Genomic DNA, 24,544 nt, shown 5'->3' on the forward strand with positions numbered 1-24,544 from the left:
ATCGTCGTAAGGAATTCCCCATGAACAAGATCATCCGCTCCGCCCTGCTGGCCTGCGGCCTGGCAGGCTACGCGCTCGCCGCCGCCGCCGCGCCGGCCGTTCCGGTCCGCGTCGTCACCGTGGAACAAGCGCCGCACGCCGGCGAAAGGCAAATCTCCGGCCGCGTCGAGGCCATTCACTCCGTCGATATTCGCGCCCGCACCGAAGGGAAGATTGTGCAGCGCCACTTCCAGGATGGGCAGTACGTCAACCAGGGCGATCTGCTGTTTACGCTGGATGACGCCCAGCCGAAAGCCGCGCTGGCGCTGGCCCAGGCCGAACTGAAGAGCGCGCAGGCGTCGCTACGCCAGGCCCAGCAGCTGCTGAGCCGCTACCAGCAGCTGATCAATAACCACGCGATCGGCCGCAACGACCTTGATACCGCGCAGATGCAGCGCGATGTCGCCGCCGCCGCCGTGGAGCAGGCCCGGGCGCGCATTGCCGCCCAGCAGATTACGCTCGGCTACACCCGCATTACCTCGCCGGTCAGCGGACGCGTCGGCCATAGCCCGTTTCACGTCGGCAGCCTGGTGAACCCCGCCAGCGGCGTGCTGGTCGATGTGGTTCAGCTCGATCCGATTCGGGTGGCGTTCTCGTTGGATGAAACCGTCTTTTTCGCCAAAGCGGGGCAGCACACGGATATTGCCGCGCTGAAGGAAGCGTGGCTGGCGCAAGTGGATGTCGATGGACGGCGTGAAGACGGCGTTCTGACCTCCGTCGATAACCGTATTGATAGCCGCACCGCCAGCGTGGCGCTGCGCGCTGAATTCGCTAATCCGCAGCACCGTCTGCTGCCCGGCGGCAACGTCACCATTTTCTTCCGCCCGCGGCAGCTTCAGGAGAGCCCGATGATCCCGGCGGCGGCGATGCAGCAGGACGCACAGGGCTTTTACAGCTGGGTGCTGACGGCGGACAACACCGTGACGATGCGCCGCTTGACCCCCGCGGGGCAGCAGGGGCAGCAGTTCGCGGTGGCGGAAGGCCTCCTCCCGGGCGAGCGCGTGGTGACGGAGGGCGCCCAGCGCCTGCGTGACGGCGCAGCCGTTCAGCTGCTCAACTAAAGAGGGAGAGAAGATGCTCACGTTTTTTATCCGTCGTCCGCGCTTTGCGATGGTGATTGCGCTGCTGATGACCTTCGTCGGCGCGGTCTCGCTGAAGCTGATCCCGGTTGAGCAGTATCCGCAAATTACGCCGCCGGTCATCAACGTCAGCGCCAGCTGGCCGGGCGCCAGCGCGGCGGACGTGGCGGAAGCCATTGCCGCGCCGCTGGAGACCCAGCTCAACGGCGTCGATCATATGCTGTACATGGAGTCTACCAGCTCCGATGAGGGAACCTACAGCCTGAGCCTGACCTTTGCCGCCGGTACCGATGCCGATTTAGCCGCGATCGACGTGCAGAACCGCGTGTCGCAGGCGGTGGCGCAACTGCCTGCCGACGTGCAGCAAAACGGCGTTCAGGTGCGCAAGCGGGCGACGAACCTGCTGATGGGCGTCAGTCTTTACTCGCCGCTCGGCACGCTGTCGCCGCTGTTTGTCAGCAACTACGCCAGCACCCAAGTGCGCGAGGCGTTGGCGCGTCTGCCGGGCGTCGGGGAAGTGCAGATATTCGGCGCGCGCGACTACAGCATGCGTATCTGGCTGCGGCCCGACCGCATGAACGCGCTGAATATCACTACCGATGATGTTTCCCAGGCGCTGCGCGAGCAGAACGTGCAGGGCGCGGCGGGGCAGGTGGGGACGCCGCCGGTGTTTAACGGCCAGCAGCAGACGCTGACCATCAACGGTATTGGTCGACTGAGCGACGCCGCCGGTTTCGGACAAATTGTGGTTCGCAGCGGCGACCGCGGCCAGCTGGTGCGCCTGTCCGACGTAGCGACTATCGAGCTGGGCGCGCGCAGCTACAGCTCCGGCGCGCAGCTCAACGGCAAAGACTCCGCTTATCTCGGCATCTATCCGACGCCTACCGCTAACGCCCTACAGGTCGCCAGCGCGGTGCGCGCCGAGCTGACCCGGCTGCATGCGCGTTTCCCGGCGGATCTCACCTGGGAAGTGAAGTTTGATACCACCCGCTTTGTCGCGGCGACGATCAAAGAGATCGGCGTGTCGCTGGCGCTGACCCTGCTGGCGGTGGTGGTGGTGGTCTCGCTGTTTCTGCAGAGCTGGCGGGCGACGCTGATAGTCGCGCTGGCGATCCCGGTTTCGCTTATCGGTACCTTCGCCGTGCTCTATGCGCTGGGCTACAGCGCCAATACCCTGAGCCTGTTCGCAATCATTCTCGCCCTGACGATGGTGGTGGATGACGCCATCGTGGTGGTGGAGAGCGTGGAAAGCAAAATGGCGGAGGGGCTGGCGCGCGGCGCGGCAACCGCCGAGGCGCTGCGGCAAATCGCCGGGCCGGTGATCGCCACCACCCTGGTGCTGCTGGCGGTGTTTGTGCCGGTGGCGATGCTGCCGGGGATCGTCGGCGAGCTCTATCGCCAGTTCGCGGTGACCCTATCGACGGCGGTGACTTTGTCGAGCGTGGTGGCGCTGACCCTGACGCCTGCGCTGTGCGCGCTGCTGCTGCGTTCGCGGCCGCAGCAGCCAGCCGCCATCTGGCGCGGTTTTAACCGCGGTCTGGATACGGTGCGCGATGGCTACGGGCGTCTGGTCGGGAGGATGAATCGTCGCCCCTGGCTGGCGCTGGCGGCGACGACGGCGGCGGCCGGGGTGGTGGTGTTTAGCTTCACCACCATGCCGAAGGGATTTCTGCCGCAGGAAGATCAGGGTTATTTCTTTGCCAGCGTACAGCTGCCCGAAGCCGCCTCGCTGGAGCGTACCGAAGCGGTGATGGCCCAGGCGCGCGAGCTGCTGAAACTGAATCCGGCGGTTGAGGATGTGATTCAGGTCTCCGGTTTTAATATTCTCAACGGTACCAGCGCTTCAAACGGCGGGTTTATCTCGGTGATGCTGAAGGACTGGCACCAGCGACCGCCGCTGGAGGCGGTGATGGAAAAAGTGCAGGGCCAGCTGATGGGGCTACCGGAGGCGACGATCATGACTTTTGCGCCGCCGACGCTGCCGGGGCTGGGCAACGCCTCCGGATTTAATTTACGCATCTTGGCCCAGGCCGGACAATCGCCGGCGGAGCTGGAGCAGGTGACGCAGCAGGTGCTGCGGACGGCCAACCAGTATCCGCAGCTGAGCCGGGTATTTACCACCTGGAGCAGTAACGTGCCGCAGCTGACGCTCACCGTTGACCGCGACCAGGCGGCCCGGCTGAACGTACCGGTGGCGAGGATTTTCAGCAGCCTGCAAACCGCGTTTGGCGGCACTCGCGCCGGCGATTTCAGCATTAACAATCGTGTCTACCACGTGGTAATGCAAAACGAGATGCAGTGGCGCGAGCGGGCAGAGCAGATAAGCGAGCTGTACGTGCGCAGCGACAGCGGCGAGCGGGTTCGCCTGAGTAATCTGGTGACGATTACGCCGACGGTGGGCGCGCCGTTTATTCAGCAGTATAACCAGTTTCCGTCGGTATCGGTGAGCGGGTCGGCGACCGAAGGCGTCAGCAGCCGGACGGCAATGGCGGTGATGGAGCAGATTTTACAAGCGAACCTGCCCCACGGTTATGATTACGCCTGGAGCGGCATCTCCTGGCAGGAGCAGCAGACCGGTAACCAGGCGGTGTGGATTGTGCTGGCGGCGGTAGCGATGGCGTGGCTGTTCCTCGTCGCCCAGTATGAGAGCTGGACGCTGCCGGCGAGCGTAATGCTGTCGGTGCTGTTCGCCATCGGCGGGTCGCTGCTGTGGCTCTGGTGGGCCGGGTACGCCAACGATGTGTACGTGCAGATAGGGCTGGTGCTATTGATCGCGCTGGCGGCGAAAAACGCGATTTTGATCGTCGAGTTTGCCAGGGCGAAGCGCGAAGAGGGAATGTCGATCGTCGACGCCGCCCGCGAAGGGGCCACCCGCCGCTTCCGCGCGGTGATGATGACGGCGGTTTCTTTTATCATCGGGATTGTGCCGATGATGCTCGCCACCGGCGCCGGGGCGCAGAGTCGGCGGATTATCGGCACCACGGTGTTCAGCGGCATGCTGGTGGCGACGGTAATCGGCATTTTGTTTATTCCGTCGCTGTACGTGCTGTTCCAGCGCCTGCGCGAGTGGGGGCATCGCCGGATGTAGATGCCTCGGGCACGGTGCCCGGAAATCCCGGGTCGCGGCGTAAACGCCTTACCCGGGCTACTCCTCCGCAGACGGCTGGAAACCCGTAGCCCCGGTAAGCGCAGCGCCACCGGGGAAATCGGTGCAGAATATTGCCGGGTTGCGAAACACCCCCGCAGACGATGTTTTGCCGACTATCTACTCTCCACCGCGATCATGGTGACGAACGGATGATACTGCCACGGCACGCTATCGCCTTTCTGGTACATCTTCGAAATGGTGCCGTCGAGATAGAGCATCTGGCGCACGTTGAGCTTCGCCTGCGCGTAGCAGGCGAAATCGTAGAAATTGGTTTCACGCGCGCTGAGCATAAACACCACCTTGCCATCGCCGGTGATGCCCACGCCGTTACGCAGCTTGCGCGAGCTGGCGGATGGCTTCAGTCGCCAGTTGATCTTGCCGTTTTCAATCAGCATTGGGCCCGACTGCACGGCGTAGCGGATGGCCGGCGACGGCCTGAATTTATTGATGCTGACAATCCCCGCGTTTTGCCCGCGCAGATAAAACACCCCGCCGGGACGAATAAAAAAGTTGCCGCCGCCGGAGGCGCGGTTAAGCGGGGTCAACTGCCGACCTTTCTCGATATACAGCCCCAGCGGCGCGTAGGCTTTATCATAAATTCCGCCGTTCATCGCCATCTGCACCTGCCCGTCGCGGTTGATATCCCCCAGCAGCGAGCGCAGCGATCCCCAGGCTTTACCGTCCTCATTCTGCCAGTACATCACGATGCGTTCGCGCTGCGGATCGACGGTATAGCTTTGCAGCGTCAGGGACGGGTCGGTCAGCGAGCATGTCCCGCTGGCGAAGGCGGGCAGAGATAACAGCAACAGCGGCAGAAGCGATGGCAAGCACACGGCAGGGTTCCAGACAACCAACGAGAGCGTGCAGTATAGCCTTTTATCGCCGCTACGCCGTCCAGATCTCGCAATGCTTTTGCACCAGCCCGATCAATGAACCGCCGTTGGCGACAAACTCGCGCATCTGCTGCGGCTCGCTGCGATGCTGCTTCGCCTGGCGCACCATCGCCTCCAGCGCGCTGTCGGCATTGAGCTTATGGGCGCTGGGCGCCAGCTTATCCGCCAGCTGTAAAATCTCTTCGCGCAATGTTCGCTGTTCGCCGCTGTTCACATCGGTATTGATCCCGTCGAGCCCATAGCGGCAGGCCTGATAGCGGTTGAAGGGGTAGAGCAGATAATCCTCGGGCTGATGCTTAAACGGCCGCTCCGTCAGCAGCCAGCAGGCGATGATCTGGATAAAACCGGCGATATTCACCGCCTGGCTAATCGTCAGCGGGGTATCCATGACCCGGACTTCGACGGTGCCAAAGCGCGGGCTGGGGCGAATATCCCAGTGCAGATCCTTCATGCTGTCGATCATGCTGGTATAGCTAAGGCGCCGAAACAGGCCGATGAAAGCCTGCCAGTTATTGACCCACGGCATCGGACCGTTATCGGGATAGGCGGCGAAAAGGTTAAGCCGCGAGCAGGCAAAGCCGCTATCGGTCCCGTCGAGCCAGGGCGATGCCGCGTTCAGCGCGATAAAATGCGGCACGAAGCGCGACAGGCCGTGCAGAAGATAAATGGCATCATCGCCGTTTTGACACCCCACGTGCACGTGCTGACCGAAGATCGTCGCCTGCTTCGCCAGATAACCAAAGTGCTCGACGGTTTTCCGGTAGCGCGGACTATCGCTGATCTGCTGGCGCTGCCAGCTTTGAAACGGATGCGTTCCGCCGCCGCAGATTTGTACGTGATGGCGGGCGGCGGCACGAAGCACCGCCTGCTGAACCGCGCTCAGCTGCGCCGTCGCCTGGTGGATGTCGCGGCAGACGCCGGTGGCGATCTCCAGCATGCTTTCGGTAATGTCATGCTTGGCCTCGCCCGCTTTCAGCGTGCCCTGGATCTCGTCAATCAGCGCGGAAGAGTCCTGGCTTAAATCAAAGCCCGGCGGGTTGACGACCTGGAGCTCCAGCTCGATGCCGAGGGTAAACGGCTCGGAGCGGTGAAAATCAGGTAACGGCATGGCGACTCCCTCTTTCTCTTTATCAAGAAGTATAGAAGACAACGCCTCAAACTGATGATTTGCCGAAGATTATGAATTTATTTTATAAAAAGTGACGTCACGTGATGATTCCTTTGCGTAAAAAGTTAGGCTGGTGCAATCCTGCAACAGAATTCCCGCTGGCGGTGCAAAAAGATAAGGTTATTTTATTTTTCAAGTAAAATCATAAGGATGTTATAAGTCATTCTTATTTTATAAGCCATTTCACACTTATTTTCCGCGCGTTCAGAACTGGTATGTATCTTGCCTGTTAAATAGCGACTTTTATTTAACAGGGACAATGTGATGCTGAAGACAAAATTACTTTCGCGTAAACGCCATCTCGCCGTTGCTGTTAGCGGGGCATTGGCGCTGTTTGCCTCTGTGCCGACTCAGGCCTCAACCCTGCGGATCGCCATGACCGCCGCCGATATCCCGTTGACCCTCGGACAGCCCGATCAGGGTTTTGAGGGCAACCGCTTTACCGGCATTCCGCTTTACGACGCCCTGGTTGAATGGGATCTGTCGCAGGGAGAGAAACCCAGCGGCCTGGTGCCGGGGCTGGCGACCGAGTGGCACGTTGACCCGCAAAATCAAAGCCGCTGGATTTTCACCCTGCGCCCGGGGGTTAAATTTCACGATGGTTCTGCGGTCAACGCCGACGCCATCGTCTGGAACGTGGATAAGGTGCTGAATAAAGCCGCGCCGCAGTATGCGCCCGGCCAGATCGGCAACACGCTGTCGCGCATGCCGACTCTCACCGGCGCGGAAAAGATTGACGACCACACCGTGGCGCTGACCACCTCCGAACCGGACGCGCTGCTGCCATATAACCTCACTAACCTGTTTATCGTGTCGCCGACCGCGTGGCAGAAGCTGTACGACGCGGTGCCGTCGGGCACTGGCGATACCGCCGCGCGCAGTAAGCAGGCGTGGACCGAATTCGCCGCCCACGCGGTGGGCAGCGGTCCGTTCAAAATGGAAAAACTGGTTCCCCGCCAGCAGCTGATCCTCGATAAAAACCCCGACTACTGGAACAAAGATCGCATTCCGCGGGTGGATAAAGTGGTGCTGATCCCGCTGCCGGAAGCCAACGCCCGCACCGCGGCGCTGCTCTCGAAGCAGGTGGACTGGATCGAAGCCCCGGCCCCGGATGCGGTCGATCAGATTAAAGCCCAGGGCTTTAAAATCTACGCCAACACCCAGCCGCACCTGTGGCCGTGGCAATTCTCCTTCGAAGAGGGCTCGCCGTGGAAAGATATTCGCGTGCGCAAAGCCGCCAACCTGTGCCTGAACCGCGCGGAGCTTAAAAGCTATCTCGGCGGCTATATGACCGAAGCGACCGGCGTCTACGAGGCCGGCAGTCCGTGGCGCGGTAAACCTACCTTCCAGATCAAATATGACCCGGATACCGCCCGCAAGCTGATGACCGAAGCCGGGTATAGCGCCGGGAAACCGCTGCACGTCACGGTCGCCACCTCGGCCTCCGGCTCCGGGCAGATGCAGCCGCTGCCGATGAACGAGTACATCCAGCAGAGCCTGAAAAGCTGCTTCTTTAACGTCGATATTAAAGTCAACGAATGGAACACCCTGTTCACTAACTGGCGCCTCGGGGCGAAAGATCCCTCCGCGAAAGGGATCGACGCGATCAACGTTAGCGCCGCGGTTAACGATCCCTATTTCGGCATGATCCGCTTCTCCACCGCGAAGGCCTTCCCGCCGGTGGCGACCAACTGGGGCTACTTCTCGACCCCGGAAACCGAAAAGCTGGCGGCGGCGGTGAAGCACGCGTTTACCCCGGCCGAAATGGATAAAGCCGCCGGCGAACTGCACGCCGCGCTGGTCGATCAGGTGCCGTTCCTGTTCGTTGCCCACGATGTCGGACCACGGGCGATATCGCCAGCCGTCACCGGAGTGGTGCAGCCGCAAAGCTGGTTTATCGATCTCAGTCTGGTGAGCAAAAAAGAGTAATCGACACGGGAGCAAGAGATGATCAATACCCTGCTATATCGCATCCTGCTGGCCGTCCCCACCATGCTCGGGGTGGCGGTAATCTGTTTTATGCTGGTGCAGATAGCGCCGGGCGATCCGCTGGTATCGGTGATGCCGCCGGACGCCTCGGAATCGCTGCGTCAGACCTTAATGCAGGCCTACGGCTTTGATAAACCGCTGCCGCTGCAGTTTGTGCACTGGCTATGGCGGGCGCTGCACGGCGATCTGGGGATGTCGGTCGCCACCGGGCGTCCGGTCATCGATGAGGTGATGACGGCGGTCACTTACTCTCTGCGTCTGGCGCTGCTGGCGACGGCGATCGGCTTTGTGCTGGGCAGCCTGTTTGGTTTTGTCGCCGGTTACTTTCGTAACAGCATTATTGACCGTCTGGCCTCGGTGCTGTCGGTGTTCGGCGTCAGCGTGCCGCACTACTGGCTGGGGATGCTGCTGGTGATCGTTTTTAGCGTCAAATTCGCGCTGCTGCCGGCGACCGGCGGCGGGCCAATCGGCGAAGTGGGCTGGCAGTGGGACTGGGAACACCTGCAGTTTATGCTGCTGCCGGCCTTCACCCTGTCGGTGATCCCGACCGGCATCATCGCCCGCACCGTTCGCTCTCAGGTGGCGGATATTCTCAGCCAGGAGTTTATCGTCGGCCTGCGCGCTCGGGGGCTCAACGAATCGCGGATCTTTCTGCACGTGGTGAAAAACGCCGCGCCGACCGCGCTGGCGGTGATGGGGCTGCAGGTCGGCTATCTGATGGGCGGCTCGATTCTGGTGGAAACCGTTTTTTCCTGGCCCGGCACCGGCCTGCTGCTGAACACCGCCATTTTCCAGCGCGACCTGCCGCTATTGCAGGGCACCATCTGGGTACTGGCGCTGTTCTTTGTGCTGCTCAATCTGCTGGTGGATATTCTGCAAACCAGTCTCGACCCGCGAATTAAGAGGAGCTAACGATGGTGGATACCGTGACGACCAAAGGCATTGCCGTCTCCGCCACGACGGTCGCCAGACAAGGCTACTGGCGCGGCGTGTTTCGCCGCCTGCTGCGCGACCCCGGCGGCGTATTCGTTGGCGCGATCATCCTCGTGCTGTTGACGCTGGCGCTGTTCGGCCCCTGGCTTATCGTCAAAGACCCGTACCAAACGTCGATGTTTTTACGCCTCAAGCCGATCGGTACCGACGGCTTCCCGCTGGGCTCCGATGAGCTCGGGCGCGACATGCTATCAAGGCTGATTCTCGGCACCCGGCTGTCGCTATTTATGGGGATTGTCCCGGTAGTGTTCGCTTTTTTTATCGGCGGGGCGATCGGCATTATCGCCGGCTATGCGGGCGGTAAAACCAATACCCTGATTATGCGCACCGTGGACGTGTTTTACGCCTTTCCCTCGGTGCTGCTGGCGATCGCGCTCTCCGGCGCGCTGGGGGCGGGCATCGGTAACGCGCTGCTCTCGCTGACCCTGGTGTTCGTGCCGCAGGTGGCGCGTATCGCCGAAAGCGTCACCGCGCAGGTACGGCATATGGACTACATCGACGCCGCCCGGGCCACCGGGGCCAGCGCGTTCACCATTATTCGCGTGCAGGTGCTGGGCAACGTACTGGGGCCGATTTTCGTCTTCTCCACCGGGCTCATTTCGGTGTGCATGATCCTCGCCTCCGGGCTCTCTTTTCTCGGCCTCGGGGTTCGCCCGCCGGAGCCGGAATGGGGACTGATGCTGAACACCCTGCGTACGGCGATTTATACCCAGCCGTGGGTAGCGGCGCTGCCCGGCCTGATGATTTTTATCACCTCCATTTCGTTCAATATCCTCGCGGACCGCCTGCGTGCGGCAATGGCGATTAAGGAGTAAGCGATGCAACCCTTTATCAATATCGATCTCGGCGGACCGGCGCAGCCGCTGCTGAAGGTCAACAACCTGCTGAAGCATTTTCCCGCCGGCGGCGGCAAAGCGCGCGAAGTGGTGCAGGCGGTGGACGACGTCAGCTTCGCGGTGATTAAAGGCGAAACCCTCGGCGTGGTGGGGGAGTCGGGCTGCGGTAAATCCACCACCGCGCGGCTGCTGATGCAGCTGCTCAAACAGGATAGCGGGGAGCTGATCTTCGATGGCCTGGAGGTGGGCTCATCGCGCCTGCCGATGAAAGCGTATCGCCGCCAGGTGCAGATGGTCTTCCAGGATAGCTACGCGTCGCTCAACCCGCGTATGACCATGGAAGAGAGCATCGCGTTCGGCCAGCGGGTACACGGCGTCAGCGCCAAAGAGGCCAGCGAATACGCCCGCTATCTGCTGGCGCACGTCGGCCTTGAACCGGAACGTTTTGCCCACCGTTATCCGCACGCGCTCTCCGGCGGCCAGCGCCAGCGCGTGAATATCGCCCGCGCGCTGGCGATGAAGCCCCGGCTGGTGATCCTCGACGAGGCCGTCTCGGCGCTGGATAAATCGGTGGAAGCCCAGGTACTGCAGCTGCTGCAGGAGTTGAAGCGGACGCTGGCGCTGACCTATGTGTTTATCAGCCACGATCTGCACGTGGTGCGCTGGCTGTCGGACCGCATTCTGGTGATGTATCTCGGCGAGGTGGTGGAGATTGGCCCGGCGGAGCAGCTGTTTACCGCCTCGGCCCACCCCTATACCCGGGCGCTGTTAAGCTCGATGCCGTCGATGGACCCGCATAATCGCACCTTAACCTCTGCGCTGAACGGCGATCCGCCCAGCCCGATTTCGCCGCCTTCCGGCTGCCGCTTTCATACCCGCTGTCCGCACGCCAGAGCGGTGTGCGCCGAGGTGAAACCGACGTTGCAAAGCGTCGGCGAGGGGCACCAGAGCGCTTGTCTGATGGCGCAGCCCGCGTCGCCCTGGCATCAAAATATCGCCATTCAGGAGGTCAGCCATGTCGCATGAAGCCTACGTCCATATCCGCGATCTGCGGGTTGAGTTCCGCCGCGACGGTCAGACGGTCAACGCGGTCAACGGCGTCTCCTTTGATGTGCAAAAGGGCGAGGTCATGGCGCTGATCGGCGAATCTGGCTCCGGGAAAAGCGTGACCCTGCGCGCCCTGATGCGGCTGCATCCGCCGAAAAGCAGCGTGCTTTCCGGCACCCTGAAGGTCGGTGAGGAAGAGGTGCTGACCATGAACGCCGGGCAGCTGCGGCGCTACCGCGGCGCGCGCTGCGCGATGATTTTCCAGGAGCCGCTGCTGGCCTTCGACCCGGTCTATACCGTGGGCCAGCAGATTGTCGAAGGGCTGCGTCGTCATGAAGGCCTGTCGCGGCAGGCGGCGCGGGAGCGGGCGCTGGAGGCGCTGCGCCAGGTGCGTATTCCGAGCCCCGAGCGGCGGCTGGATGCTTACCCGCACGAGATGTCCGGCGGAATGCGCCAGCGGGCGATGATCGCCCTCGCGCTCTCCTGCAACCCGCAGCTGCTGTTGGCGGATGAGCCGACCACCGCCCTCGACGCCACGGTGCAAATCCAGATCCTGATCCTGCTGCGTGAGCAGCAAAAGCAGCGCGATCTGTCGATTATATTTGTGACCCACGATATTGGCGCGGCGGTGGAGATCGCCGACCGGGTGGCGGTGATGTACGCCGGGCGCATCGTCGAAGAGGCGTCGATTGAGGAGATTCTGTATCGCCCGCGCCATCCTTATACCCAGGTGCTGCTGGGCAGCCGTCCGAAAGAGGGGTTGAAAAAGGGCGATGCGCTGCGCTGCATTCCCGGCTCGCCGCCGGATCTCTCGCGCCTGCCGCCGTGCTGCGCGTTTGCCGAACGCTGTCCGCACGCGCGTCCCGCCTGTACGCAAAGCCAGCCGGCCACCGACCAGGCCGGGCCGCGTCACGTGGTGAGCTGCCATCGCTGGCGCGAGCTGAGCCCGTCCGTTGAAAACCAGGCGCTTTACGCCTGAAGCCAGGAGAAAACACGATGCAGGATGACCTTCGCGCTTTTATGCCCTATCCGCCGCATCCGGTGGCGCATGCGCTCAGCGGGCCGCTGAGCGGGTTAACCTTTGCGGTCAAAGATCTGTTCGACGTGGCGGGCTATCCGACCGGCGGCGGCAATCCGCATCTGCTGGCGCTGTCCGGGATTAAAAACCGCACCGCGCCGGTGGTGCAAACGTTGTTAAATAACGGCGCGCGCTTTATCGGTAAAACCCATACCAGCGAGCTGGCGTATTCGATGAGCGGGCACAACGTCCATTACGGCACCCCGCGCAACGGCGCCGCGCCGAACCATATTCCCGGCGGCTCTTCGTCCGGTTCGGCGTCAGCGGTATCGAACGAAGTGTGCGATTTTGCCCTCGGTACCGATACCGGCGGCTCGGTTCGGACGCCGGCGAGCTACTGCGGACTGTTCGGCCTGCGTCCGACCCACGGCCGTCTCTCCCTCGACGGCTGCCAGCCGCTGTGCGCCACCATGGATACCTGCGGTTTCTTTGCCCGCTCGCCGGAGGTCTTTTCCGCCGTCGCCGCCTGCCTGTTTGCCGATGAACGCGCGGATCTGAGCGGCGTTCGGCTGGCCTGTCATGATGGGCTGTTTTCCCGCCTGCCGCTGCGCAGCCAGCAGGCGCTGCAGCCGGTTCGCCAACGGCTGGCGCGCTTTTTCGGCGCGGTAACCCCGCTCGCCGCGCCGCTGCCGGACGTGGACGATATCTATCTCGCCTTTCGCCAGATTCAGGGCTACGAAGCGTGGCAGGCGCAGGGCGAAACCATTGAGCGCTACGGCCTGCAGCTAGGGTCGGACGTCCGCGAGCGCTTTTTCTGGGGCAAAGCGGTTACCCGCGCGCAGTTTGACGCCGCCTGCCAGCAGCGCGTGCGTTTTGCCGCCTGGTGGGACGCGCAGCTGGGCGATGCGGTACTGGTGATGCCGACCGTTCCCGACGGCGCGCCGCTGCTGACGGCGCAGGCCGAGGAGATAGAGGCGGTCCGCCGCCTGTCCCATGACCTGCTGTTAATTTCCGTGATGACCCAACGTCCGCAGGTGACGCTGCCGGTCGCCCAGACGGGCGGTCTGCCGCTGGGGATCTCATTTTTAGGGCCGCGCGGCAGCGATCGTCTGCTGGTCGAGCTGGCCGCCGCGTTTATGCAAGGAGACCGAAATGAGCAGTGATGTCCTTTTTACCCCGATGACCGACACCACCGACTGCCGGGTTAACGGCGAACGCCTGTGGAATTCGCTGATGACGCTGGCGGAAATCGGCGCCACGCCGAAGGGCGGTTGCTGTCGTCTGACGCTCACCGATCTTGACCGTCAGGGACGAGATTTGGTGATTAGCTGGGCGCAGGCGGCGGGGATGCGCGTCACCGTCGACAAAATCGGCAACGTCTTTATGCGCCGCGAAGGGCGTAATCCGGCGCTGCCGCCGATTGTCTCCGGCAGCCATATTGATACCCAGCCGACCGGCGGTAAATTTGATGGCAACTACGGCGTGCTGGCGGCGCTGGAGGTGGTGCGCACCCTGAACGATCGGGATATCGAAACCGAAGCGCCGATTGAAGTGGTGTTCTGGACTAACGAAGAGGGATCGCGTTTTGTGCCGGTGATGATGGGCTCCGGGGTGTTTGCCGGGGTTTTCCCGCTGGAAACTATTTATGCCGCTCAGGATGCGGACGGTAAAACCGTGGGCGAGGAGCTGGCGCGCATCGGCTATATCGGCAGCCAGACGCCGGGCGATCATCCGATTGGCGCCTACTTCGAAGCGCATATTGAACAAGGGCCGATTCTGGAGGATGAAGAGAAAATGATCGGTATCGTGCAGGGCGTGCTGGGGATCCGCTGGTATGACTGCGTGGTGACCGGCCAGGAGTCCCACGCCGGACCGACGCCGATGCGCCTGCGCCAGGATGCCTTACAGGTCGCCACCCGTATTATGCAGGAGGTGGTGGCGATTGCCGGGCGCAGCGACGAGGGGCGCGGTACGGTAGGAATGGTGCAGGTCTATCCGAACAGCCGCAACGTGGTGCCGGGCGAGGTAACCTTTTCGATTGATATGCGCAATCTCAGCGATGCGCTGGTGGATGAGATGGACCGTCAGCTGCGGGCGTTTATCGCCGACGTTGAACGGGAGAGCGGCCTGAAAATAGCACTGAAAGAGGTGAGCCACTATCCGGCGGCGCCGTTCCACCCGGATTGCCAGGCGGCGATTGCCGACGCCGCGCAGCGTCTGGGCTATCCCGCGCGGGAGATTGTCTCCGGCGCCGGACACGACGCGGTGTATATGAGCTACCTGGCGCCAACCGGGATGATTTTTATCCCCTGCAAGGATGGGATCAGCCACAACGAAATCGAGTATGCGTCGCCGGAGCACGTTGAGGCCGGCGCGAACGTGCTGCTGCAGGTGATGCTGCAGTACGCGCGGGTAGTGTAAACGGCCGTTCTCCCCGGTGGCGCTGCGCTTACCGGGGCTACGGTTTCCAGCCGTCTGCGAAGGCGTCGCCCGGGTAAGGCGTTTACGCCGCGACCCGGGATTTGCGGGTTCGGCGCCTGAGGGAGGCAGATTGGGTAGCCCGGACAGGCGCGACGCGCCGCCTCCGGGAGATTTTCATGCAGCAGCGGATATGTCTCTGAAACAACGTGATATGCAGCGATGCCCTGGCCCCCGCTGAAATCGGCGAACCGGGAGATGAGCGCAGTGCGTAGCTCCGATTTCTTTGCGGGACCGCGGGGATTGTAAAGGGGGAGACGGTTTTCTCCCCCTTCACCCGTTCACGTTCCACGGTGAGACATTTTCTGCGGGATAATAGTGAACGGAACCCCTCAACACCGTCCCGGAGGCGGCGCTGCGCGCCTGTCCGGGCTACCAGGGCAATATTAGCAACCCGCCTTCGGGAACGGCTTCAGCGGCCAAATTTACGCGAACCGACAACGCACAGAATCACGCCCAGCGTCACCGCCAGCATCACGGGGCTGACGGTTTCGTGCAACAGCGCCGCCGCCAGGCCAAGCCCGAAGAATGGCTGTAATAGCTGGAGCTGGCCGACGGCGGCGATACCGCCAGCGGCCAGCCCTTTGTACCAAAAGATAAAACCGATAAGCATACTGAAAACCGACACGTAGCCGAGCGCAGCCCAGGTCGATACCGTCAGGGCGCCCCATGACGCTGGCCGGGTCATCCACGAGGCCACCAGCATAAAAGGCAGCGCCATAATCAGCGCCCAGCTAATCACCTGCCAGCCGCCGAGCTCCCGGGTCAGCTTCGCGCCCTCCGCATAGCCCAGGCCGCAGACGATCACCGCCGCCAGCATCAGCAGATCGCCGCTGAGCGACGCCGCCGCGTTTTGCGTCAGGGCGAATCCCACCACCAGCAGGCTGCCAATAACCGAAAAGATCCAGAAAGCGCGACGCGGACGTTCGCCGCCGCGCAGCACGCCAAAAATGGCCGTCGTCAGCGGTAAAAGCCCAAGAAAAACTATCGAATGCGCTGAAGTGACGTGTCGCAGCGCCAGCGCCGTGAGCAGCGGAAAACCGATCACCACCCCTGACGAGACAATCGCCAGCGGCATAAGCTGCGACAGGCGCGGGCGTTGTTGGCGAAAGCCGACCACCAGCACGATGGCCAGGAGCCCGGCGATGGAGGCGCGCAGAAAGGTCAATAGAAAAGGGTCCATCTCCAGCACCGCCAGACGCGTCGCGGGCAGCGAACCGCTAAAAATGATGACGCCCAGCAAACCATTAAGCCATCCGGACCACGGCCCCGGAGCTGTGTTATGAACCGCTGAATCTACCACGCTAACCTCGCAATATTGGCTGTGCAGTGCCCGCTTGAGCAATGTCTGAAGCGATGGTAGTGTTCTTAATCTAATACAATCAAATTATTGTCATAGATACATTCACCGATGAAAGCCCGATACAAAACCATTGTCGACAGATACGCGCAGGCGATTCATCGCGGACAGATGCCGGCCGGAACCCGTCTGCCGACCCATCGTACCCTTGCCGCCGATGAACGCATCTCGCTGGCCACGGCCACCCGCGTTTATCGTGAACTGGAAGCAATGGGGCTGGTCAGCGGCGAAACCGGGCGCGGCACCTTTGTGCGGGATATCTCGCTGCCGCCGGGGCACGGCGTCGATCAGCAGTCGGTGGCGGGCGATGTTATCGATCTCAACTTCAACTATCCTTCGCTGCCGGCGCAGGGGGATGCGCTGCGCGAGGCGCTCAGGCGGCTGGCGATGGCGGGGGATATTGAATCTCATCTGCGCTACCAGCCTCATGCCGGGCGGCTCTCCGAGCGCGAAACTATCGCCCGCCATTTGACCGGTAGCCGCTTTGCGCCCGACGCGGAAAACGTGCTGATCGTCAGCGGCGCCCAGCACGGGCTGGCGGTGACCGTGATGGGCCTTCTGCGCCCCGGCGATGTGGTGGCGGTTGATGCGCTGACCTACTCGGGCTTTAAGGCCCTGGCCGCGCTTTATCATCTGGAACTGGTGGCGATCCCCTGTCGCGCGGAGGGGCCGGATCTGCAAGCGCTTCACCAGCTGTGCCGGCAGCGGCGGGTACGGGCGGTTTATACCATGCCGACGCTGCACAATCCGCTCGGCTGGGTGCTCACTTCTCGCCAGCGGCAGGCGCTGACGGACCTCGCGCGCCTGCATGACCTGCTGATTATTGAAGATACCGCATACGCCTGGCTGGTCCGCAATCCGCCGCCGCCGCTGGCCAGCTATGCGCCGGAAAGAACGGTTTATATCACCGGTTTTTCGAAAAACGTCGCCACCGGGCTGCGCGTGGGGGCGGTTATCTGCCCGTCCCGCTATCGGTCTGAGATTGTACGCGCCATACGGGCCACGACGTGGAATACCCCTTCGCTGATGAGCTCGCTGATCTGCGCCTGGATTGATGATGGGACGGTTGCGCGTTTTGCGGCGCAGAAGCGACGGGATGCGCGGCTGCGGCAGTCGCTCGCGCGTGAGACGCTCGGCGCGCTTCCCTTTGTGAGCCATCCGAGTTCGTACTTCCTCTGGCTGCCTCTGGGCGAGGAGAGCCGGGCCGATCGGCTGGTGAAAATGCTGATGGATCGCCATATTTCCGTGTCGACCGCCGAACCGTTTTGCGCTGCCGCGAACGTGCCGCAGGCGCTCCGCATCGCCCTTGGTTCAGTCCCCTTGGATAGCCTGCGTGCGGCGCTGCTCCAGGTTCGCGAAGCCGTGGAGTTTGAACAATACCGCTAGTCCATCGGCGATCGTCGCCGGGATAATAACGATGGCGTTTTAGCTGCGTTATACAGGTTTACTTATCCGTAATCTTTTAAGGGATAAATAGCAGGATAATGATATTAAAATAAACTATTATTATTTATTTTAATGAATTATATGGATAATTTTAAATTTAATGACAACTTAAAATTGTTACTGTAGTGTACAAAAAATCATGTACGGTTGTGCTTTTGACGCTGAGCGCACGCACGTCCTGAAGATACTACGTCGTTAATCATTTCAGGGGCGGAGTGGCGCCCTGTTCTGTACAGGATCTTTTTTCAATGCAGCAGCTCTACATTTATATTCTGATCGCCAGTTTGACCATTGCCAGTCCCGGACCCGGAGTATTACTGACGCTGACCAACACGCTGAATTACAATCTGCGTAATGCGATGGCGGGGATCATCGGCGTGGCGGTTGGAATGGGGGTCATCTCGATTATTGCCGCCAGCAGCGTTGGCGTGCTGATTACCACTTCTCAGCTGACGCTGTTGATCGTCAAGGGGGTCGGGGCGGCCTATCTGATCTATCTGGGCATAAAACTCTATCGCTCGGTGCCCCGCGTACTGAATCAACCTCTCTCGTCTTCAGAGGACGTGATACCTACCGCCAGCTACCGGTTTCGTCAGGGGTTGCTGGTGTCGCTATTTAATCCCAAACCCATTGTGTTTTTTATGGCGCTGTTCCCCCAGTTTATTCATCCCCAGCAGCCCTTTATTCCGCAGTTCAGCGTGCTGTCGATAACCTTCTGTATTCTGGTTGTTGTCATTCATTCACTCTACGGCCTTTTCGCACACAGCGTAAAAACGAAAATGTCGTCCGGGAATGCCTTTGTTAAGTTGAATAAAACCGGTGGCATCGTCTTTATGTGTTTTGCCGTCGGTCTGATTGTTTCCGCCGTTCACCCTTATTTGTCATCATGACCGTGAGGACGCGGGGCCCGGCGCTCAGCCCATCTGCGCCAGCTGGCCGCGCAGCACCTCCACGCCTTGTTCGATAGCGTCAGGATTAATGGCGTGAAACCCCATCCGGAAGAAGTTAGCCGGCGGCGCGTCGCTGAGGAAATGCCGCGCGCCGGGCTCAATCAGCACCCCGGCGTGGGCGGCGCGCCAGGTCAGCTGCTGGGTGTTGATTTGCTCCGGCGTGGCCAGCCAGAACGCGTTGGCGTGTTCGCTGCCGGGGATGATTTGGCACTCCGGCAGATGCTGCTGCAGCGCGTTGTTGAGACGGTCCCAGCGCTGGGCCGAGTCGTAATGGTAGCGCCGCAGGTGGGTTTCATAGTGGCCCTGGGCGAGGAAATGGGCCATCTGATACTGAATATTGGTCGGCGGATGGCGGTACACCAGACGGCGCAGCGCCCGGGCTTCATCAATCAGATCCGGGTCAGCGACCATAAAGCCCAGCCGCAGGCCCGGCGATAGCGCTTTTGACAGGCTGCTCACGTAGATCACTCTACCGCAGCGATCGCTGGCCTTCAGCGCCGGCAGCGGGTTGAGCATAAAGTTACTTTCAGAGTCGTAATCGTCCTCAATTATCACCGCGTCATGGCGAGCGGCATGCTCCAGCAGCTGGCTGCGCCGCGCTTTGCTCATGGCTACCCCGGTAGGCACCTGATGGCCGGGCGTCACATAGTAGTAATCGCAGGGGGCGTCATTGAGGACGATCCCCTGCTCATCCACCGGATGCGGCACGATATCGGTATCGGCGAGCAGAAAGGTGTTAATGGCCTCGCGAAAACAGGGATTCTCCACGCCAACGCGCGTGCTGGATGACATCAGCAGGCGCGTCAGCAGGTAAAGCGCGTTTTGCGAACCGAGGGTAATCAGAATCTCGTCCGGCGAGGCGACAATGCCGCGCTTGGGCAGCACCCGGGTGCGGATCTGCTCAATCAGCATCGGTACGTCCTGATCGATATGATCCACCACCCACGCCGGGTCGCGCACGCCGCCGTGCAGCCAGTTTGCCGCCGAACGCCATGTCGCCAGCGGAAACTGGCGGGTATCCGGCTGACCGTAGATAAACGGATAGCGGTAGTTCATCCAGCCGGCCGGTTTCAGAATCGACTCCTGCTGGCTGGGCGTGATTTGCAGCCGCGTGCCCCAGCGTGGTGCAGAACGCTCATCCTGGGGTGCAGCTTCCGGCGCGGCGGCGCGGCTGGCATGCTGATAATCCGGGTGCAGGTAGTAACCGCTGCGCGGACGGCTCAGCAGATAGCCTTCGTTAACCAGCCCCTCAAAAACCAGCGCCGTGGTGTTACGCGATACCCGCAGCTGGCTGGCCAGCTGGCGGCAGGAGGGAAGCGGCGTGTCGGCGGAAAAAATACCGCCCAGAATGGCGTTAATCAGCGTCTCGCGCACCTGCTCCTGCAAACCGCGGCGCGGGTCGAAATCAACGTGTAACAGGTGTCGGATCATGCCAGGCTCCTTACTCAAACGCTCAGTACAGAAACTCGAGCAAATTCCATACCACCCTGAGAATGACTGACACATCCGCGCGGTGAATCTGGCTCTATCCGGAAATTAAAAACGCTCCCTACAGTAAAAACGCATTCATCAGTCGCGGTTCGGAACTTCCGTCGGCACATATTTTGCAAAACCTTTTCATGTTCTGGAATGAACACGTCTGGCGAATTAATTAGGGGTGAATTAATGAACAAATCATTAGGTTCAATTTGTCTGGGCGCCATCATGGCGATGGCCTTTTCTTATCACGCAGCCGCCGCAGATCTTCCGGAAATAGAAAAATCCGGCACCCTAAAAGTCGCGACCGAAGATGATTACGCGCCTTTTAACTTTATGAATAACGGCCAGGCGGATGGCTTTAACAAAGATATGCTCGATGAATTACGTAAATACGCGAAATTCAACGTTGACCAGAGCATTCTGCCGTGGACCGGATTATTGGCGGCGGTTTCCACCGGGCAATACGATATGGCGTTAACCGGCGCGGTGATTACCGACGACCGTCTCAAGGTTTTTGATTTCACGCCGCCGTGGGCGTCAGCGCAGCACTATTTTGTTAAACGCGCGGGCGATAACTCCCTGAACACCATTGCCGAACTGAGCGGGAAAAAAGTGGGCGTCCAGGCGGGCAGCGCGCTGCTGGCGCGGCTGCCGGAACTGAAAGCGATGCTGGAGAAAACCGGCGGCAAGCTGGGGCCGGTGGTGGAGTATCCCTCCTATCCTGAAGCCTACGCCGACCTTGCCAACAAACGGCTGGATTACGTGATTAACGTGGTTATCTCAGTCAACGATCTGGCGAAGGCCAAACCGAAGGTGTTCGCCAAGGGGCTGGCGGTATCCGGCCCGGGCTATATGGCGTGGCCGATCCCGAAAAACTCGCCGCAGCTGCTGGCTTATATGACCAAATTTATGAACCACATGAAGGAGACCGGCAAGCTCGCGGAACTACAGAAAAAGTGGTTTGGCGAAACCTATGACGATCTTCCGAACGTGCCAATCACCAGCCCGGAACAGTTCCATAAATTAGCCGGTCTGTAATGGGTTCTGCGGCGGGAAACCGCCGCCTGTTTAGGTGAAGGAGGGCTTCATGGATGCAATTTCCTGGCAGTTACTGATTGAAGGCGCATGGACGACCCTCTGGATTTCGGCCATCGCCATTGCTTTTGGCGTGGCGATCGGTCTGCTGATTGCCCTGGTGCGCATGTTGCGTATCCCGGTTATCGATCAGCTGCTGGTGGTCTATATCAGCCTTGCCCGCGCGACGCCGCTGGTCACGCTGGTGCTGTTCCTGTTTCTTTCTCTGCCGACCGTCGGGATTAACCTCGATAAAAACGTCGCGGCGATTGTGGCGCTGACGCTCAATACCTCGGCCTTTAACGCCGAAATCTGGCGCAACGCCTTTCGCACCTTCCCCCGCGAACAGCGGGAAGCGGCGGAGTCGGTAGGAATGCGTCGCTGGGCCTACTTCCGCTATATCATGCTGCCGCAGATGTGGATTGAAAGCCTGCCCGCGCTGGTTAATGAGATGTCGTTCCTGATCAAGGGTAGCCCGGCCATTGCGGTGATTGGCGTGGTGGATTTGACGCGCGTCACTAACCGAATTTCCTCGGTCACCTATGAACCTCTTTCGCCAATTCTGGCGGCGGGTCTGCTGTACGTGGTGATTATTGGCCTGCTGCTGAAACTGCAGGGGATGGCCGAGCGTAAAGCGAAACGTCTGGCGCGATAAATACAGGAGGTGCTATGAATCAGTGGGCCGTTATCTGGTCGGTGCGCGACAGCTTTATTGCCGGTTTACTCGCCACCCTTGAGCTTTTTATTACCGCGGCCATCGCCGGATTAATTATCGGTGTGGTCCTGTGCTATTTAACCGAATATCAAAAGAAAACCCTTAACCGGCTTATTATTGCCTTTGTCAGCTTAATGCGGGCGATTCCTTTTTTGATTCTTGCCTATTTGCTCTATTACGGGCTACCGCAAGTTGGTATTAGTATGGAACCCTGGACCGCCGGCCTAATCGCCTTAGTTATCTACCACGGCGCCTATTTCTTTGAGATTTTACGCAGCCAGCGTCGGGTATTTTCCGGCGGCTATATCGAGGCCGCGGTGGCGCAGGGATTTTCGCGCTACAAAATATTCCGCCGCATTATTCTGCCCAATATTCTCTCTTCAGCGCTACCGCTGATGGGCAACCAGCTGATTATCTGCCTGAAAGATACCGCGTTTCTCAGCATTATCACCGTCCAGGAGATAACCGCTGCGGCTAATAGCGTGCAGGCCACTTATTTTATCCCGTTTAACGCCTTTATCGTCGCGATTGGGCTCTACTGGGCGATCAGCATCCTGCTGGAGCTGCTGATTAAGCGTCTGAGCGCCTGGGGAGTCAGAAGAGGAATGAGTCATGTCTGATACCACTGCAGTAAGCGTCAAAAACGTCTCTAAACAGTTTGATAACGTTGAAGTTCTTCGTGATATCAATCTGACGGTAGAGAAGGGGACCGTGGTGAGCATTCTCGGCTCGTCGGGGTCGGGTAAATCGACGCTGCTGCGCTGCATGAACTGGCTGGAACAGCCGGATCGCGGCGAGATCCGCATCAGCGGCCAGCGGCTGGGTATTGATGAGCATAATGGCCGGGCGATGTCCCACCGCCAGCTGTCGAAAATCCGCGAGCGGGTTGGCATGGTGTTCCAGAGCTTTAACCTGTGGCCGCACCTGACGGTGCAGCAGAACGTCAGCGAAGCGCTGCTGCACGTGAAGGGGATGAAGCGTGATGAAGCGAAAGCCATCGCCATGCAGCAGCTGGAGAAAGTGGGGATGGCGCATAAAGCCGACGTTTATCCGATTACGCTCTCCGGCGGACAGAAGCAGCGGGTGGCGATTGCCCGTTCGCTGGCGATGTCGCCGGAGGTCATTCTGTTTGATGAGCCGACCTCGGCGCTGGACCCCGAGCTGGTCAACGAGGTGCTGGGCGTGATGAAGGCGCTGGCCGCCGAGGGCTACACGATGGTGGTGGTGACTCATGAGATGGATTTTGCGCGCCAGGTCTCGGATGAGGTGGTGTTTCTCGAAAAAGGGTTGTTGATTGAGAAAGCGCCGCCGGAGAAGTTTTTCAGCAACCCGGATTCCGAGCGCGTCAGGCAGTTTTTGCAGGGCAGCCGGTAAGCATCAGCGGCCAATCTCCCCGGTGGCGCTGCGCTTACCGGGGCTACGGGTTTCCAGCCGTCTGCGAAGGAGTAGCCGGGTATGGCGTTTACGCCGCGACCCGGGATCTCCGGGCTCGGTGTTGGAGGGGGGCAGATTGGGTAGCCCGGACAGGCGCGTAAGCGCCGCCTCCGGGAGATTTTCATGCAGCAGCGGATATGTCGCTGAAACAACGTGATATGCAGCGATGCCCTGGCCCCCGCTGAAATCGGCGAACCGGAGGTCCGAAGACAAGGGCTGGCCGCCAGGGATGGCGGACAGAGGCGAATCGAGACAGGGATGTCGAGTTGAGCCGACCGCAGGCTGAGGTCCGGGAGGTGAGCGCAGTGCGCAGCACCGATTTCTTTGCGGGACCGCGGGGATTGTAAAGGGGGAGACGGTTTTCTCCCCTTTACCCGTTCACCTACCACGGTGAGACATTTTCTGCGGGATAATAGTGAACGGAACCCCTCAACACCGTCCCGGAGGCGGCGCTTATCGCGCCTGTCCGGGCTACCAGGCCCGAGCGCGATGTCTGATGCGCGTCTCCGGTCTACCAAACCTTAATCCCGATCGATGGCGAACGGCTGCCAGGCCTGGCGCACCGGCATCACCTCGACCCGGTTGATATTCATATGATCCGGCAGCGTGGCGATGTAAAACATCTGTTCGGCAATATCCCGCGCGCTCAGCGGCGTGGTGCCGCGATACAGGTTGTCTGACGCCGCCTGGTCGCCTTTGGTGCGCACCAGGGTAAATTCCGTCTCGGCAATCCCCGGCGCGAGATCGGTCACGCGCACCCCGGTCCCGAGCAGATCGCAGCGCAGGTTATAGCTAAACTGCTTCACGAAAGCCTTGCTGGCGCCGTAGACGTGGCTGCCGGGATAGGGCCACTGCCCGGCGATAGAGCCGATATTGATGATGCTCGCCCCCGCGCCGTGGTTAATCAGCGTCGGCAGCAGCGCGTGGGTCACGTTGACCAGCCCGGTGACGTTGGTGTCGATCATCGTTTTCCAGTCGTCCAGATCCACTTTCTGCGCGGGCTGCGGCGACAGCGCCAGTCCGGCGTTGTTAATCAATGTCGTAATGTCGGCGAAATCAGCGGGCAGGGCCGCCACGGCCGCGGCGACCGCATCGCTATCGCGCACGTCGAGTTCGATAATATGCACCGGTACCTGCGAGGCGAGCTTATCCTGTAACGTCTTCAGCCGCTCAAAACGGCGTCCGCTCAGCACCAGCGACCAGCCCGCATCGGCGAAGACCTGCGCCGCCGCTTCCCCAAAACCCGAGGTCGCCCCGGTAATAAACACCACTTTGCTCGTTGCCATTTCATTCTCCTGTGCAGGTTGTCGTTCCCACTATAGAAACCCCGCGCGCGCGGGCACAGGGCCAGTCGGCGCGCGGCGATGTGACACGGTGTCACATCATTTTCGCCTGACT

Annotated in this window: 20 protein-coding genes; 15 read left to right on the forward strand and 5 right to left on the reverse strand. The window is 60.8% G+C overall.

Annotated features, from left to right (window positions below; translation table 11 throughout):
* Positions 1 to 20 precede the first annotated feature (20 nt).
* Both BWI76_RS07500 and BWI76_RS07505 read left to right on the forward strand, forming a co-directional pair.
* Positions 21 to 1,100, forward strand: a complete 1,080-nt coding sequence (locus BWI76_RS07500; RefSeq protein ID WP_024358870.1) for an efflux RND transporter periplasmic adaptor subunit — start codon at positions 21 to 23, stop codon at positions 1,098 to 1,100.
* A 13-nt stretch (positions 1,101 to 1,113) separates the two neighbouring features.
* Positions 1,114 to 4,206, forward strand: coding sequence for an efflux RND transporter permease subunit (locus BWI76_RS07505; RefSeq protein WP_084402759.1), 3,093 nt, complete (start codon positions 1,114 to 1,116; stop codon positions 4,204 to 4,206).
* 173 nt (positions 4,207 to 4,379) lie between these two features.
* Here the strand turns inward: BWI76_RS07505 and BWI76_RS07510 are convergent, their stop codons facing one another.
* Both BWI76_RS07510 and BWI76_RS07515 read right to left on the reverse strand, forming a co-directional pair.
* Entirely contained in the window at positions 4,380 to 5,099 is a 720-nt protein-coding gene (locus tag BWI76_RS07510; protein ID WP_004132145.1) for a phosphodiester glycosidase family protein, read from the reverse strand.
* Positions 5,100 to 5,151: 52 nt separating this feature from the next.
* Positions 5,152 to 6,267, reverse strand: a complete 1,116-nt coding sequence (locus BWI76_RS07515; protein ID WP_049088995.1) for a YbdK family carboxylate-amine ligase — start codon at positions 6,265 to 6,267, stop codon at positions 5,152 to 5,154.
* Positions 6,268 to 6,591: 324 nt separating this feature from the next.
* On the opposite strand from BWI76_RS07515, the gene BWI76_RS07520 reads away from it, so the two are divergent.
* The 7 genes from BWI76_RS07520 to BWI76_RS07550 are packed head-to-tail and all read left to right on the forward strand — an operon-like array spanning position 6,592 to position 14,631.
* On the forward strand, positions 6,592 to 8,256 hold the full coding sequence (locus BWI76_RS07520; protein WP_004130238.1) for an ABC transporter substrate-binding protein: 1,665 nt from the start codon (positions 6,592 to 6,594) through the stop codon (positions 8,254 to 8,256).
* Between the two features lie 18 nt (positions 8,257 to 8,274).
* The gene (locus BWI76_RS07525; RefSeq protein ID WP_004100013.1) at positions 8,275 to 9,228 is read left to right on the forward strand and encodes an ABC transporter permease; all 954 of its coding nucleotides are present in this window, start codon (positions 8,275 to 8,277) and stop codon (positions 9,226 to 9,228) included.
* A 2-nt stretch (positions 9,229 to 9,230) separates the two neighbouring features.
* Positions 9,231 to 10,124, forward strand: coding sequence for an ABC transporter permease (locus BWI76_RS07530; RefSeq protein ID WP_004132151.1), 894 nt, complete (start codon positions 9,231 to 9,233; stop codon positions 10,122 to 10,124).
* A gap of 3 nt (positions 10,125 to 10,127) precedes the next feature.
* Positions 10,128 to 11,171 carry an ABC transporter ATP-binding protein gene (locus BWI76_RS07535; RefSeq protein ID WP_004132154.1) on the forward strand — a complete coding sequence of 348 codons (1,044 nt, stop codon included), beginning with the start codon at positions 10,128 to 10,130 and terminating at the stop codon, positions 11,169 to 11,171.
* Entirely contained in the window at positions 11,161 to 12,171 is a 1,011-nt protein-coding gene (locus BWI76_RS07540) for an ABC transporter ATP-binding protein (protein ID WP_064371456.1), read from the forward strand. Before BWI76_RS07535 ends, BWI76_RS07540 begins: the two co-directional genes overlap by 11 nt.
* Positions 12,172 to 12,188: 17 nt before the next feature.
* On the forward strand, positions 12,189 to 13,373 hold the full coding sequence (locus BWI76_RS07545) for an amidase (RefSeq protein ID WP_004132158.1): 1,185 nt from the start codon (positions 12,189 to 12,191) through the stop codon (positions 13,371 to 13,373).
* Positions 13,363 to 14,631 carry a Zn-dependent hydrolase gene (locus BWI76_RS07550; protein WP_004132159.1) on the forward strand — a complete coding sequence of 423 codons (1,269 nt, stop codon included), beginning with the start codon at positions 13,363 to 13,365 and terminating at the stop codon, positions 14,629 to 14,631. Before BWI76_RS07545 ends, BWI76_RS07550 begins: the two co-directional genes overlap by 11 nt.
* Positions 14,632 to 15,100: 469 nt before the next feature.
* Here BWI76_RS07550 and BWI76_RS07555 read toward each other — a convergent pair whose 3' ends face one another.
* Positions 15,101 to 15,991, reverse strand: a complete 891-nt coding sequence (locus BWI76_RS07555) for a DMT family transporter (protein WP_024358863.1) — start codon at positions 15,989 to 15,991, stop codon at positions 15,101 to 15,103.
* A gap of 108 nt (positions 15,992 to 16,099) precedes the next feature.
* Between BWI76_RS07555 and BWI76_RS07560 the strand changes: the two genes are divergently transcribed.
* Together BWI76_RS07560 and BWI76_RS07565 are read left to right on the forward strand one after the other, a co-directional pair.
* Positions 16,100 to 17,434, forward strand: a complete 1,335-nt coding sequence (locus tag BWI76_RS07560; RefSeq protein ID WP_004132425.1) for a PLP-dependent aminotransferase family protein — start codon at positions 16,100 to 16,102, stop codon at positions 17,432 to 17,434.
* 308 nt (positions 17,435 to 17,742) lie between these two features.
* Positions 17,743 to 18,384, forward strand: a complete 642-nt coding sequence (locus BWI76_RS07565; protein WP_004132427.1) for a LysE family translocator — start codon at positions 17,743 to 17,745, stop codon at positions 18,382 to 18,384.
* A gap of 24 nt (positions 18,385 to 18,408) precedes the next feature.
* Here the strand turns inward: BWI76_RS07565 and BWI76_RS07570 are convergent, their stop codons facing one another.
* Positions 18,409 to 19,875 (reverse strand): PLP-dependent aminotransferase family protein, encoded by a 1,467-nt coding sequence (locus BWI76_RS07570; protein ID WP_004132428.1) that lies wholly within the window; start codon positions 19,873 to 19,875, stop codon positions 18,409 to 18,411.
* 234 nt (positions 19,876 to 20,109) lie between these two features.
* Here BWI76_RS07570 and BWI76_RS07575 point away from each other — a divergent pair, with 234 nt between their 5' ends.
* From BWI76_RS07575 to BWI76_RS07590, 4 genes are read left to right on the forward strand one after another with little or no spacing between them, the layout of a single operon-like run.
* A complete protein-coding gene (locus tag BWI76_RS07575) occupies positions 20,110 to 20,961 on the forward strand; it encodes a transporter substrate-binding domain-containing protein (RefSeq protein WP_004132430.1) in 852 nt (283 codons plus the stop codon).
* Between the two features lie 49 nt (positions 20,962 to 21,010).
* Positions 21,011 to 21,652 (forward strand): amino acid ABC transporter permease, encoded by a 642-nt coding sequence (locus BWI76_RS07580; protein ID WP_004132432.1) that lies wholly within the window; start codon positions 21,011 to 21,013, stop codon positions 21,650 to 21,652.
* Positions 21,653 to 21,666: 14 nt separating this feature from the next.
* A complete protein-coding gene (locus BWI76_RS07585; RefSeq protein ID WP_004132434.1) occupies positions 21,667 to 22,332 on the forward strand; it encodes an amino acid ABC transporter permease in 666 nt (221 codons plus the stop codon).
* Positions 22,325 to 23,086 (forward strand): amino acid ABC transporter ATP-binding protein, encoded by a 762-nt coding sequence (locus tag BWI76_RS07590; RefSeq protein WP_064371455.1) that lies wholly within the window; start codon positions 22,325 to 22,327, stop codon positions 23,084 to 23,086. Before BWI76_RS07585 ends, BWI76_RS07590 begins: the two co-directional genes overlap by 8 nt.
* A gap of 581 nt (positions 23,087 to 23,667) precedes the next feature.
* On the opposite strand, the gene BWI76_RS07595 is transcribed toward BWI76_RS07590, so the two are convergent.
* A complete protein-coding gene (locus BWI76_RS07595) occupies positions 23,668 to 24,432 on the reverse strand; it encodes an SDR family NAD(P)-dependent oxidoreductase (RefSeq protein ID WP_004132229.1) in 765 nt (254 codons plus the stop codon).
* Positions 24,433 to 24,544: the final 112 nt, after the last annotated feature.

Source organism: Klebsiella sp. M5al, assembly GCF_002090195.1.
GTDB classification, from domain to species: Bacteria; Pseudomonadota; Gammaproteobacteria; order Enterobacterales; family Enterobacteriaceae; genus Klebsiella; species Klebsiella grimontii.